The sequence below is a fragment of the Faecalibacterium sp. Marseille-Q4896 genome, from assembly GCF_017377615.1.
Classification (GTDB): Bacteria; Bacillota; Clostridia; order Oscillospirales; family Ruminococcaceae; genus Faecalibacterium; species Faecalibacterium taiwanense.
Map to the genome: position 1 here is coordinate 337,242 of NZ_JAFREG010000003.1, position 12,946 is coordinate 350,187.

Consider the following 12,946-nt stretch of genomic DNA (forward strand, 5'->3'; position numbering starts at 1 on the left):
TTTTTGCGTTGTTCTGTTTTCAGCTCAGCCGGCCGCTTTCCACCGAAAAGCTGATATCTGCCGCAGCCATGGTAGACTTTCGGTGGGAGACCAACAGCACCGTTTTGTCTTTGCACTCTGCCCGCACAGCCTTGAGGATCACGCCCTCATTCAGGCTGTCCAGATTGGAGGTAGGCTCGTCCAGCAGCAGGAAGGGTGCATCATGCAGGAAGGCACGCGCCACACCGATGCGCTGGCGCTCGCCGCCGGAAAGTGCACCGCCCAGCTCACCCACCGGGGTATCATAGCCCTTGGGCAGGCTGTGGATAAAGCCGTCCAGCGCAGCCTTTTTGCAGGCTGCTTCCACCTCTTCCCGGGTGGCATCCCGCTTTGCAATGCGGATGTTGTTCTCAATGGTATCGTCGAACAGCTCGGTCTCCTGCGTCACAAGGCTTTCCTGTTCGCGCAGGGCGGCGGTGTTCACGCGGCGGATATCCTCTGCGCCAAAGCGGATGCTGCCGCTGGATACATCCCAGAAGCGCATCAGCAGCCGCAGGAAGGTAGACTTTCCGCTGCCGGAGCGGCCGGTGATGCCCACGATCTTCTTTTCCGGAATGGTCAGGCTCAGGTCATGCAGCACCTCCTCATTGGCATAGGCAAAGTTCACATGCTCTGCCGCAGCACCTGCAAATGCGGTGTCTGTGCCGTCGGTCACATCGGCGGTGACGGGCTGTTCGTCCAGCAGGTCCAGCACGCGGTCTGCGCTGGCGAACACCTGCGTCAGGCTGGCACCAAGGTTTGCCAGCGCCACCACCGGGCCAAAGGAGCTGAGGGCCGAAAGGGTGCACACCAGTACGCCCTCCACGCCCATTTTACCGCTCTGGTAAAGGTTCAGGCTCACACCCAGCACGGCCAGCACCGTGAGCAGGATCAAGGTGTTCGTGATGGCCACGGTCAGGCCCTCGCGGTATTTCATCGCCTTCTGCTTTTCGCCCAGCATCTCACTGTGGGCCGTGATGCCCTCGGCGCGGGCTGCGGTGTCCTGATACTGCAGGGTATCCTTCAGGCCGCGCAGGCTTTCCAGCACATAGCTGTTGGTATCGGCCAGTGCCTGACGGTACTCCCGGGCGGCACGGTCGCCGCGCTTTGCGCTCCACACCGGCAGGGCCACGCCCACCAGCAGATAGCCCGCCAGCAGCACCAGCGCAGGCAGGACGTGCCAGCTGCCCACAAAGCCCGTCATGCCGATGACGAAGATGCACGCGATGCAGATGGGCGAAATGGTGTGGGCATAGAACACCTCCAGCGCTTCGATATCGGCGGTGATGAGCGAGATCAGGTCACCGCGGTCACGGCCTTCCAGCTTTGCCGGGGTCAGACGGCGCAAGGCACCGAACACCTTATCGCGGATCAGGGCCAGCAGCTTGAAGGCGATATAGTGATTGGACGCCTGCTCTGCGTAACGCAGAACGCCGCGCAGCAGGGCAAACACCAGAATACATGCAAAGGCTGTGCTCACGGTTTTGAGCGGACTGGCAAGGCCCAGCGCACGCAGGATGCCAAAACCGCCGAAGATGGTAATGAAGGTGGCGCAGAAATGGCCTGCCACCCCCATCACGATCGCTGCCAGCATGATGGGCAGCATGGGCTTTACCAGCACGATCAGCCGTCTCACAATGGCAAAGGGGCTGCGATGATTGCTCTTGTTCATGCTCAGGCATCCTCCTCTTCCAGTGTTTCCAGCTGCCGCTGTGCCAGATACAGGCGGCTGTAAGCCCCCTGCTTTGCCAGCAGCTCGGCGTGTGTGCCCTGCTCGATCACACGGCCATTGCTCATTGCATAGATGCAGTCGCTGTGCACCACGTTTGCCAGACGGTGGGAGATCAGGATGATCGTCTTTTTTCCGGCCAGACTGTGGATGGCCTGCATGATATCGTTCTCGCTCTCGGCATCCACATTGGAAGTGGCTTCGTCAAACAGGTAGATGGGCGTATCATGCAGCAGGGCGCGGGCCATGGCAAGGCGCTGGCGCTGGCCGCCGGAAAGATTGCTGCCGCCCTCATGCAGAGCGGTCTGCAGGCCGTTCTGGCTGCGGCAGAAATCGGCCAGATTCACCTGTTCCAATGCCGCCCAGAGCTGTGCCTCGTCCGCGTCCGACTTTGCCATGCGCAGGTTGCTCTCCACCGTACCCTTGAAGATGGCGGCGTTGTGGGGCACCAGCGTCAGGGTGCGCAGACGCTGTTCCTGCTGCAGCTCCTGCACCGGCACGCCGCCCAGCGTCACGCTGCCGGTATAGCCGGTGCGGCTGCCGGACAGCAGCGCCGCAATGGTGCTTTTGCCGCAGCCGCTCTCACCCACCAGCGAGACAAAGCTGCCCTGCGGAATGGTAAAGGAGACATCGTTCAGGATGGTGCGGTCCTTCTCGTAGCCAAAGGTGACATGCTCAAACTTCAGAGTCGTATTCTCTCCGGGCACGCGGTCACCATCGGCAGGCTCTTCCGCTGCCAGAAGCTTGAAGATCTTCTCTGCCGAAGCGGCACCGTTCATGGCAATGTGGAAGTAGCTGCCCAGCAGCCGCAGCGGCAGGAAAAAGTCCGCCGCCAGCAGCACGATGGTCAATGTGGCGGTCAGGGTCAGCCGGCCTTCCGCAAATGCAGCCACCGCGCTGATGATGCCAAGGCCCGCACCGCCGTAAGCCATCAGGTCCATCAGTGTCACCGAGTTCAGCTGCATGGTGAGCACCTTCATGGTGATCCTGCGGAAGCGCTCAGCCTGCGCGTTCATCTGCTCGTGCTTCCAGCCGTCGGCCTGATAAATTTTCAGGGTGGTCAGGCCCTGAATGTTCTCAAGGAAGCTGTCGCCAAGGGTGGTGTATTCGCCCCAGTAGTTTGCCAGCAGCTTTTTGGCAAACTTCTGCACTGCCACAATGGACATGGGGATCAGCGGCACGCAGCACAGCAGGATGATGGCCGACCGTGCGTGCACACCCACCAGCAGCACAAACAGGGTAACGGGTGCCAGCAGGCTGTAAAACAGCTGCGGCAGGTATTTTGCAAAGTAGGTGTCGATCTGCTCCACCCCTTCGCTGGCCAGCATCACCACCTCGCTGGTGGCCGCCGTCTCGGTGTAGTTGGGGCCAAGGCGGGCAAGCTTTGCGTAGATGCTGCTGCGCAGGGTGCGCTTGACATCCTTGGAAGCCTGATCGCTCATGGCCGATGCCAGCATGGTAAAGGCAAAGCGCATGGGCACCGTGGCAAGGCAGAGCACAAGGTTCTGCCACAGCTGTGCACTGGTCAGGCTGCCCGCAAAGGCTGCGCCCACCAGCCGGGCAATGGCCCGCACAAAGATCACGTTGCACAGCATCCCCAGCCATTGGAAAGCCACATTGGCTCCCACATACCGCAGCGCACCGCGGTCAAAGGACAGCAATTTTTTATTGATCACTGGGCTTTCTCCGTTTCTGCTTTTTCTGCATCACTGCCAAACAGACGCTCATATTCGCCGGTAAAGATGCGCTCCGGCAGTGCACTGGTCATGGCAAGGGCAGCGGTAAAGCGCTCTTCTTCGCTCAGCGGCTCACCGACCGGCGGGAAATGGGTCAGGATCGTTTTCAGCTCCCGATCCACCTGTTTTGCCACCCAGATGCCCCGGTCTGTCATATAGATCTTGCCGTAGTGCTCCTTTACGATCATGCCGCGCTCCATGAGCAGATTCATGATACGCACCACCGAGGGTTTGGTCACCCCCAGCTTTTCGGCAATGCTGCGGGAGCTGATATCCAGATGGGTCTGTGAGACTTCGTAGATCGCCAGCAGATAGCGCAGATGCGCCGACGTAAGTTCCATCCCGATCACTCTCTTTCGTTCTGAATTTCCAATGTTATCCAAAGCTAACTTTTTGTTTTTGAAAAAAGGGCGCGAGCCGAATGTTCCAGCCCGCGCCCTTTGCGGATCATTTCAATGCTCAGTGACAGCCGCTGCAACCGCTGCAGCTGCCATTGCAGCCGCCTTCGCCGCAGCCGCTGCACCCACTGCAGCCGCCGCCATGCTTGTGGGAGTGCCATGTGATCCAGCCCACACCGCCAAACACGATGACTGCCACAATGATCGTGGGCAGATTAAAATTTGCAGCGAGGAATTCCATCATACAAAACACACCCTTTCACAATGTCATGCGGTTCGATCAGATCTTGGTCACGTCGATCTTGACTTCGTTGTTGCCCGCGTACTTGTTGGGACGCACCATCAGGTAGATGAAGGCCACCAGAACAACAGCAGCCACGATGGTGAAGAAGTTGAAGCCAATCTCACCGGTGATCAGGCCGCCCAGCTGGTACACGACCAAAGCAGAGCAGTAAGCCAGTGCGCACATATAGCCAATGGCGATGGCCGTCCACTTGCCGTTGTTCATCTCGCGCTTGATCGCGCCCATAGCAGCAAAGCAGGGAGCGCACAGCAGGTTGAAGATCATGAAAGCATAAGCCGACAGAGCGGTGTAGTCCTGCGCAACAGCAGCCCAGATCTCATCGCCGTTCTCAGACAGCTCGCCGCCGAAGTGATACAGAACACCGAAGGTACCAACCACGTTCTCCTTTGCGATCAGGCCGGAGACGGAAGCGACAGTTGCACGCCAGTTGCCGAAGCCCAGAGGTGCAAAGATCCATGCGACCTTGGTAGCGATCGCAGCCAGCACGGAGTTGTCCTGATCCTCGACCATGCCGAAGACACCGTTCTCGAAGCCGAAGCCCTGCAGGAACCACAGCACAACGGTAGCGGCCAGAATGACGGAACCAGCACGCTTGATGAAGGACCAGCCGCGCTCCCAGGTTGCGCGGAACACGTTGCCCCATGCAGGCACATGGTAAGCGGGCAGCTCCATCACGAAGGGAGCGGGATCACCTGCGAAGAGCTTGGTCTTCTTCAGGATCACGCCGGAGCAGATGATGGCAGCCATGCCAATGAAGTAAGCAGAGACAGCCACCAGAGAAGAACCGCCGAACATCGCACCTGCGATGAGGCCGATGATGGGCATCTTTGCGCCGCAGGGGATGAAGCAGGTGGTCATGATGGTCATGCGGCGGTCGCGCTCGTTCTCGATGGTACGGGATGCCATGACGCCCGGGACGCCGCAGCCGGTGCCCACCAGAACAGGGATGAAGCTCTTACCGGACAGGCCGAACTTGCGGAAGATACGGTCCATGATGAAGGCGACACGGGACATATAGCCCACATCCTCCAGAATGGACAGCAGGAAGAACAACACCAGCATCTGGGGAACGAAGCCCAGAACTGCGCCGACACCGGCAACGATGCCGTCCATGATCAGACCGTACAGCCAGCCTGCCACGCCGATGCTCTCCAGAAAACCGCCCAGAGCACCCGGCACGATCTCACCGAACAGGACATCGTTGGTCCAGTCGGTGGCAAAGGTACCAATGGCCCAGCCGCCGTCTGCAATGGAGGTGCCCATGGACAGGGAGTACATCAGGAACATGACCAGTGCGAAGATGGGCAGAGCCAGAATACGGTTGGTCACGATCTGGTCGATCTTATCGGAAACGGTCAGGTGCTCCACGCGGGCCTTTTTCTTAACAGCTTTGCCCACGACGGTGTTGATATATGCATAGCGCTGGTTGGTGATGATGCTCTCAGCGTCATCGTCCATCTCAGCTTCGCAGTCCTTGATGTGCTGGTCGATGTGGTCGGTCAGGCTCTTGTCGAGCTTCAGCTCGTCCATGACCTTCTCGTCGCGCTCGAACAGCTTGACGGCATACCAGCGCAGGAAGCGGTCATCCACCTTGCCCTGAATGGACTCTTCGATGTGGGCAATGGCGTGCTCCACGCTGCCGGTGAACACATGGGGCAGCTCAGCAGCCTTGGTAGCCTTTGCAGCAGCCACAGCAGCCTTTGCAGCGGCCTCGGTGCCCTCGCCCTTCAGTGCGCTGATTTCAACAGCCTGACAGCCCAGCTCTGCGCTCAGCTTCTTCAGGTCGATCTTATCACCGTTCTTACGCACCAGATCGATCATGTTCACAGCCATGACCACCGGGATACCCAGCTCGATCAGCTGGGTGGTCAGGTACAGGTTACGCTCAATGTTGGTACCATCGATGATGTTCAGGATGGCATCGGGCTTCTCCTTGACCAGATAAGTACGGGAAACCACTTCTTCCAGCGTGTACGGAGACAGCGAGTAGATACCGGGCAGATCCTGAATGATAACATCCTTATCGCCCTTCAGCTTGCCTTCCTTCTTTTCCACCGTAACGCCGGGCCAGTTGCCGACATACTGGTTGGAGCCGGTCAGATTGTTGAACAGGGTCGTTTTACCGCAGTTCGGGTTGCCGGCAAGTGCAATTTTAATGCTCATTGCTTAATCCTTCCTCCCTTTGGGATCAGACTACTTCGATCATTTCAGCATCGGCCTTGCGCACGCTCAGCTCGTAGTTGCGCACGGTCAGCTCCATGGGGTCACCCAGAGGTGCCACCTTGCGGACATAGATCTCAACACCCTTGGTGATGCCCATGTCCATGATGCGGCGCTTGACCGGGCCTTCACCGTGCAGCTTTGCCACAGTAGCAGTCTCGCCGACCTTTACGTCTTTCAGAGTTTTCATACTTAACCATCCTCCTCTGCTTGTCTTTATAGAGAGACTATTCCAGTTTCGGAGCAGCTCCCAAACAGCGCCTGGGCACTGTTCAGCCAATCATGATACGGTTTGCCATGGTCTTGTCCAGCGCGATGCGGCTCTCCTTGACCTGAATGATCAGGTTGCCTGCGATCTCGTTGACGACCGTTACCTCACTGTCCACCACAAAACCCAGCTCTGCCAGATGCAGCCGGATCTCGTCCTTGCCGGTGATCTTTTTGATGGTGACGGTCTCCCCTGCTTTTGCCATTGTCAAAGGCATCATACTTCCGCTTCCCTTCCTGTTTGAATCTGGGATATCGCTGCGGTTAGTCAGCCGCAACTACCAACGTGGATAGTTTACGCTTACTAACCTTTTATGTCAATAGTTTTTTCATAATTAAAAGTTAGTTCATATGAACAAACAATTTTTCTGCCCGATTTTTTCCGTTTTTTCACCACAATCAACAACAACTAACTCAAATTATTGAACCAAAGTTAGCTATTGTTTACATTTTCTTGTTCTTTTTTGGCGGCATCTTGTAAACTATCACAAAGCTTTTTCTCTGCCCTGCTGTGCTCTTTTGCTGCAAATGACACAGCCGCGTGGTACAGTGGTCAGTCTGCACCGCGCGGCCGCGTGTCAAAAGGAGGATTTCTTTCCTGCCAGTGCGTGGACACCAGCAGGTGCCAGGATAAAAAGAGAGTATTTGAAAAGAGAATGACAAATTTTAAGCCGCCACGGCAAGGCGGAGAATGGGTGTTCCACTGTGGAACAGCCGCAGATAGACTGCTGTGCACTTGCTCAGCTGGTCAAAGTGCTTCTGCGCTGCATCCGGGTCGCCATAGGACTTCCAGCAGCCGCAGCAGGTAAAGTTCTTGCCGCGGTTCTCGATAAAGCCCACAACATCGCCCAGCGGATAGCCAAGGAACACCCCGATCTCATGCGGAAATTCTGCCGAACAGCACAGCTTGCGGGAAAGCTGAGTGAGCATATTGCCCACATCCGGTGCTTCACCCGCTTCCGGCAGGCGGTAGCCCTCCTGCCGCAGAAAGCTCTGCACCTTTTCATCTGCCAGCACGGCAGCCAGCCTGCTTTCGCGGTAGACATACACAAGATACCGGTGGTTGAGCACGCAGCCCTTGAGCACCCGCACACGCAGGCCCTTGGGGTTCAGCTGAGTGTTCCAATTTTTCACCCGGCGTGCAAGGTCGGCGCAGTCGCGGGTCTCATAGCGGAACAGGCCTGCCGGTTTCAGGCTTGCCAGCACCGGGGCACACTGTTCGATCATGACCGTCTCAAAATTGCGCTCCATGTCTGTGCCCTCCCGCCTTGTTTCTCCGGGCTATTGTTCCCCGGATGCGCCGTGGTTATAAGTTAGATATTTCTAACCTTGATTCCAAAAAAGAAGCAGCTTTGCGCGGAGCATTCAAGGCTTCGGCCTGCCGATCTGTTTCTTGTGGTTAGTTATTTCTAACGTGACTGTATCTTACCACAGCGGTGGGCCGTTGTCAACACTTTTCTCGAAAAAAGTCATTCATAACAAACCCTCATTTGCTTTGGTCTGCTTTTTTCGCATCCTACCGTTTTGAGGCACGGTATGGTATAATAAGGAAAACCCTCTCAGGCGCTAACGCGCCAGCTCCCCCGAAGGGGGAGCTCTTTATAGAGTCAGCGCATTCAAAAGCTCTCCCCTTCGGGAGAGCTGGCATTGCGCAGCAATGACTGAGAGGGTTCTATCTTATAAAAGGAGCACGCATCCATGCCACAGAACATTGCACCGCCGGGCCTGATCTCCCTTCTTGCCGCCGTACTGGCACAGCAGCCCACAAAGCCGCTGGTGCTGGCGCTGGATGGCCGCTGCGGCAGCGGCAAGACCACCCTTGCAAATACGCTGGCCCGGCAGTTCCCGGCCAGCATCACCCTGCACACCGATGATTTTTACCTGCCGCCTGCACAGCGCATCCGCGGCTGGGAGAAAACGCCCTGCGCCAATATGGACCTTGCCCGCCTGCGGGACGAAGCCCTACGCCCAGCCTACGAGGGCCAGCCGGTGCAGTACCGTGCCTATTCCTGCCGCGAGGGTGCGCACCTGCCCGCGCGGGAGCTGGCCGCGCAGCCGCTGGTGATTTTGGAGGGCAGCTACAGCCACCACCCGCTGCTGACCGGCTGCGAAACGCTGCGGGTGTTCCTGACCTGCGCAAAAGAAGAGCAGACCCACCGCCTGCAGGCGCGGGAGGGGGAGCGATATGCCAATTTTGCCGCCCGGTGGGTGCCGCTGGAGGAGGGCTATTTTGCCCAGTACCACATTGCGGAGACGGCGGATTTTGTGGTAGACACCACCCAAAGCGGGACGATTTGAAATGGCTTCCGCGCCGCTCTAGCCATTATCAGCGGAAGAATTATTTTTATTTGTAGTTCCGAAACGCCTGCGGGCGTTTCGGAACTACTTTTTCACGGGGAGGGGGCTTCCTTTTTGCGCACCTTGCCCAAAAAGGCGGGAAATATTTTTCTCTTCCTGCGTGAATGGGGGGTTATTTTGCATCAAGTCGCACTTGCGGGGGGTGGGTAGCATCTGTTAAACTTATAGTCACGAAGAAAGCAACGCCACGCTACAACAAAGAACGGAGGATGACCCTTATGAAAAAACTGGCAAGACTGACCGCCCTTTTGCTCACCGGTGCGCTGCTGCTGGCGCTGACCGCCTGCGGGGCTGCGCCGCTTGCGCCGGAGCAGCAGGCAAAGCAGCAGCTGCTGGGCGAGATCAACAGCTACCGCGCGACCCTTGAGTTTGCTGCGCCGCTTGAGGAAGTAAAACAGCTCTCTGATGCCGAGCAGATCTGGGTAGAGCAGTTCCGCGCTGCCGGCAAGACCGAGCTGCCAGAGAGCACAACGAACGAAACCCATCAGAAATGGGCAAGCATGACCGGGAACTGGACGCGTTGTGATACTTTCGGCTTGGGTGTGAAGAAAGATGCGAGTGGCGAGTTGATCGACATTCTGCTTGCCAAGGTTCCAGCCAATACCCCGGAGGGCAAGGCAGAGCTGTCGGAAGCCTTGAAGCATCCTGCCTTTAATCGCAGCGCTTGCACGAAAATCGGCATTGCCGTTGTGACCATTGACGGGCAGATGTACTGGACCTGCAGCGTGTATTCCTGATTTCCCCTTTCCGCGCGGAACAACACCCCTTGAACCAAACAAAGCCGGACAGCTTGCGGGCTGTCCGGCTTTTGCTTTGGCCTGATCTACAGGCTGTTACTTATTCTTGTACATATCCTGATAGTAGTTCTGGTAATCACCGCTGGTGACGTGGTCCATCCACTCCTGATGGTTCAGGTACCAGTCAATGGTCAGCACGATGCCCTTTTCAAAGGGGGTCTCGGGGTACCAGCCCAGATCGTTCTTGATCTTGGTGGGGTCGATGCCGTAGCGGCGGTCGTGGCCCAGACGGTCGGCCACATGCTTGATGAGGTCCTCGCTGATGCCCTCGTCCTGCAGACGGTCGTGGAGCTGGTTGATGATGGTCTTGACGATGAAGATGTTGGGACGCTCGTTGTGGCCGCCCACGTTGTACACCTCACCGATCTTGCCGCCGTTGGCTACCATGTCGATGGCCTTGCAGTGATCTTCCACATACAGCCAGTCGCGGATCTGCATACCGTCGCCGTAGACGGGCAGCTGCTTGTGGTGCTTGACGTTGTTAATCATCAGGGGGATCAGCTTCTCCGGGAACTGGTAGGGGCCGTAGTTGTTGGAGCAGCGGGTGATGTTCACGGGCATGCCGTAGGTATCGTGGAATGCCATAACGAACATATCGGCGCTGGCCTTGGAGGAAGAATAGGGGCTGTGGGGGCACAGGGGGGTGGTCTCCATAAAGTAGCCGTCCGCACCCAGTGCGCCGTACACCTCATCGGTGGACACCTGCAGGTACTTCTTGCCCTCTTTCCAAGTCTTGGCATCGGCATCATACCATGCTTCCTTGGCGCGCTGCAGCAGGTTGACGGTGCCCATCACGTTGCTCTGCACAAAAATTTCGGGGTTCTTGATGGAGCGGTCCACGTGGCTCTCGGCGGCAAAGTTGATGACGTAATCGAAATCGTACTTCTGGAACAGGCCTTCCACCAGCTCCTTGTCGCAGATATCGCCCTGCACGAATACATGGCGGGGGTCGCCCTCCACATCCTTCAGGTTTTCCAGATTGCCGGCGTAGGTCAGCTTATCCAGATTGACCAGCAGGATCTCCGGGTATTTCTTGAGCATATAATGCACAAAGTTGGAGCCAATAAAACCGGCGCAGCCGGTGATCAGATAGGTTTTCATAGGTTCAATTTCCTCTTTTCAGTCTTTCATCCCGTTGTCGCCGTCCCAGTGGGCGAAGAAGCAGGCCAGAGCGTCTCTCCAGTCGCGCACATCGTTGCCCACGGTGCAGCGCAGCATCCGGTTGTCCAGTGCGCTCCACTTGGGGCGGTCGGCGCTTTCCGGGTGCTTTGCCTTGTATTCCTCGCTGGTGCAGGGTGCCACAGCGGCATCCACGCCGGACAGGCGGATGATCTCGGACGCAAAATCATACCACGAGCAGATGCCCTCGCCGGTGCAGTGATACAGGCCGTACTCGTGGGTCACACACAGCTGCAGGATCTCGTGGGCCAGATCCACCGCGTTGGTGGGGTTGCCGCACTGGTCATTGACCACTTCCAGCTTGCCAAACTTCTTGCCTGCGTTCACGATGGTCTTGACGAAGTTTTTGCCGTAGTAGCTGTAGAGCCACGCGGTGCGCACGATGAAGTGACGGTGGCAGAACTGCTCCACATACTTTTCGCCCATGAGCTTGGTAGAGCCATAGGCGCTGATGGGACCGGGAATGGTGGCTTCGTCCTGTGCAACGCCGCCGTTCTCACGGCCGGAGAACACATAATCGGTGGAGACGTGTACCAGTCGTGCACCGGTCTTTTCCGCTGCCTGTGCCAGATTGCGGGGGCCGAGGGCGTTTGCCTTGAAGGCGGCATCATGGTTCACTTCGCAGCCGTCCACATTGGTGTAGGCAGCGCAGTTGATGATGACATCCGGGCGGTTGCGGCGGATGAACTCGTCCACCATTTTGTAGTTGGAGATATCCAGATCCGGCAGGTCCACAGCGATCACCGTGGCATTGAGCAGCTTTTCGGGGATGGGGCCGATCTCGCTGCGGCCTTCGCGCAGCTGCTTGAGGATCTCGGTGCCCAGCTGACCCTTGCAGCCGGTAACAATGATTTTCATATGGGTATGCCTTTCTTTTACTTAATAGCGCAGCTTGCCGTCTGCAACGTTCTTCAGGTGCTGGCCGTAAGGACTCTTGCCGTAGCGCTCAGCGCTTTCCAGCAGGGTGTCGCGGTCGATCCAGCCGTACTTGAAGGCGATCTCTTCCGGCGCACTGATCTTGATGCCCTGGCGCTTCTCGATCATGCGCACAAAATCGGCTGCTTCCACCAGACTGTCCATGGTGCCGGTGTCCAGCCATGCAAAACCGCGGCCCAGCAGCTGAACATCCAGCTCGTCCTTCTTCAGATACATGTCGTTCAGGGTGGTGATCTCCAGCTCGCCACGGGCAGAGGGCTTGACCTGCTTTGCCATCTTCACGACCTCTTTGTTATAGAAGTACAGGCCGGTGATGGCGTAGTTGGACTTGGGATGCTGCGGCTTTTCCTCCACGCTGAGCACCTTGCCGTCCTTGTCGAACTCCACGATGCCAAAGCGCTCCGGGTCCTGCACATAGTAGCCGAACACGGTGCAGCGGCCTTTGTTTTCCGCATTGGCGGCGGCGGTCTTGAGGATCTTGGAGAAGCCGTTGCCGTAGAAGATGTTATCGCCCAGGATCATGGCGCAGCAGTCGTCGCCAATGAACTCTTCGCCCAGAATAAAGGCCTGTGCCAGACCATCCGGAGAGGGCTGAACTTTATACTGCAGATGGATGCCGTACTGGCTGCCATCACCCAGCAGCGCCTCAAAGCGAGGCGTATCGGTCGGGGTAGAGATGATCAGGATATCCTGAATGCCTGCCAGCATCAGCGTGGACAGAGGATAATAGATCATCGGCTTGTCGTAGACCGGCAGCAGCTGCTTGCTGGTGACCATGGTCAGCGGGTAAAGCCGGGTGCCGGCACCGCCGGCAAGAATGATACCTTTCATATTTGTGCACTCCTTTAAAATAGATTGAAAAGTTGTGCAGCTGTACGCCGCCCAGACGGGAGACCGCCCGGATGACGTATGGATTCAAAGCGGAGCTGCGTCCGCTGTAAACGATTTTGGGGCTGCTCTCCCCTGCCCGGAACGGCAAAATGGGATAGCAGTTCACTTTATTT

General features: G+C 57.4%; 13 protein-coding genes. 2 read left to right on the forward strand and 11 right to left on the reverse strand.

Annotation, left to right across the window (positions count from 1 at the left end; all coding sequences use genetic code 11):
• Positions 1 to 19 precede the first annotated feature (19 nt).
• The 8 genes from J3348_RS07815 to J3348_RS07850 all read right to left on the reverse strand — a co-directional run bounded on the left by J3348_RS07815 (position 20) and on the right by J3348_RS07850 (position 7,923).
• Positions 20 to 1,690, reverse strand: a complete 1,671-nt coding sequence (locus J3348_RS07815; RefSeq protein WP_207698703.1) for an ABC transporter ATP-binding protein — start codon at positions 1,688 to 1,690, stop codon at positions 20 to 22.
• A gap of 2 nt (positions 1,691 to 1,692) precedes the next feature.
• A complete protein-coding gene (locus tag J3348_RS07820) occupies positions 1,693 to 3,423 on the reverse strand; it encodes an ABC transporter ATP-binding protein/permease (protein WP_207698704.1) in 1,731 nt (576 codons plus the stop codon).
• A complete protein-coding gene (locus J3348_RS07825; RefSeq protein WP_097781549.1) occupies positions 3,420 to 3,824 on the reverse strand; it encodes a MarR family transcriptional regulator in 405 nt (134 codons plus the stop codon). The genes J3348_RS07820 and J3348_RS07825 overlap by 4 nt, the downstream gene beginning before the upstream one ends.
• 118 nt (positions 3,825 to 3,942) lie before the next feature.
• Positions 3,943 to 4,125 carry a FeoB-associated Cys-rich membrane protein gene (locus J3348_RS07830; protein WP_044954063.1) on the reverse strand — a complete coding sequence of 61 codons (183 nt, stop codon included), beginning with the start codon at positions 4,123 to 4,125 and terminating at the stop codon, positions 3,943 to 3,945.
• A 36-nt stretch (positions 4,126 to 4,161) separates the two neighbouring features.
• Complete coding sequence (gene feoB, locus J3348_RS07835) at positions 4,162 to 6,348, reverse strand: ferrous iron transport protein B (RefSeq protein ID WP_207698705.1); 2,187 nt, start codon at positions 6,346 to 6,348, stop codon at positions 4,162 to 4,164.
• Between the two features lie 25 nt (positions 6,349 to 6,373).
• Positions 6,374 to 6,595: a FeoA family protein gene (locus tag J3348_RS07840; RefSeq protein WP_005944554.1), complete on the reverse strand. Its 222-nt coding sequence runs from the start codon at positions 6,593 to 6,595 to the stop codon at positions 6,374 to 6,376.
• Between the two features lie 82 nt (positions 6,596 to 6,677).
• Positions 6,678 to 6,893, reverse strand: a complete 216-nt coding sequence (locus J3348_RS07845) for a FeoA family protein (protein ID WP_005944556.1) — start codon at positions 6,891 to 6,893, stop codon at positions 6,678 to 6,680.
• Between the two features lie 445 nt (positions 6,894 to 7,338).
• A complete protein-coding gene (locus tag J3348_RS07850; protein WP_005944560.1) occupies positions 7,339 to 7,923 on the reverse strand; it encodes a DUF3793 family protein in 585 nt (194 codons plus the stop codon).
• 447 nt (positions 7,924 to 8,370) lie between these two features.
• On the opposite strand from J3348_RS07850, the gene J3348_RS07855 reads away from it, so the two are divergent.
• Both J3348_RS07855 and J3348_RS07860 read left to right on the forward strand, forming a co-directional pair.
• Entirely contained in the window at positions 8,371 to 8,970 is a 600-nt protein-coding gene (locus tag J3348_RS07855; RefSeq protein WP_207698706.1) for a uridine kinase, read from the forward strand.
• A 278-nt stretch (positions 8,971 to 9,248) separates the two neighbouring features.
• Positions 9,249 to 9,767: a hypothetical protein gene (locus tag J3348_RS07860; RefSeq protein WP_207698707.1), complete on the forward strand. Its 519-nt coding sequence runs from the start codon at positions 9,249 to 9,251 to the stop codon at positions 9,765 to 9,767.
• Positions 9,768 to 9,863: 96 nt separating this feature from the next.
• Here the strand turns inward: J3348_RS07860 and rfbB are convergent, their stop codons facing one another.
• The 3 genes from rfbB to rfbA are packed head-to-tail and all read right to left on the reverse strand — an operon-like array spanning position 9,864 to position 12,773.
• The gene (gene rfbB, locus J3348_RS07865; protein ID WP_005944564.1) at positions 9,864 to 10,928 is read right to left on the reverse strand and encodes a dTDP-glucose 4,6-dehydratase; all 1,065 of its coding nucleotides are present in this window, start codon (positions 10,926 to 10,928) and stop codon (positions 9,864 to 9,866) included.
• A gap of 18 nt (positions 10,929 to 10,946) precedes the next feature.
• On the reverse strand, positions 10,947 to 11,864 hold the full coding sequence (gene rfbD / locus J3348_RS07870) for a dTDP-4-dehydrorhamnose reductase (RefSeq protein ID WP_097775168.1): 918 nt from the start codon (positions 11,862 to 11,864) through the stop codon (positions 10,947 to 10,949).
• A 21-nt stretch (positions 11,865 to 11,885) separates the two neighbouring features.
• The gene (gene rfbA, locus J3348_RS07875) at positions 11,886 to 12,773 is read right to left on the reverse strand and encodes a glucose-1-phosphate thymidylyltransferase RfbA (protein ID WP_005944568.1); all 888 of its coding nucleotides are present in this window, start codon (positions 12,771 to 12,773) and stop codon (positions 11,886 to 11,888) included.
• Positions 12,774 to 12,946: the final 173 nt, after the last annotated feature.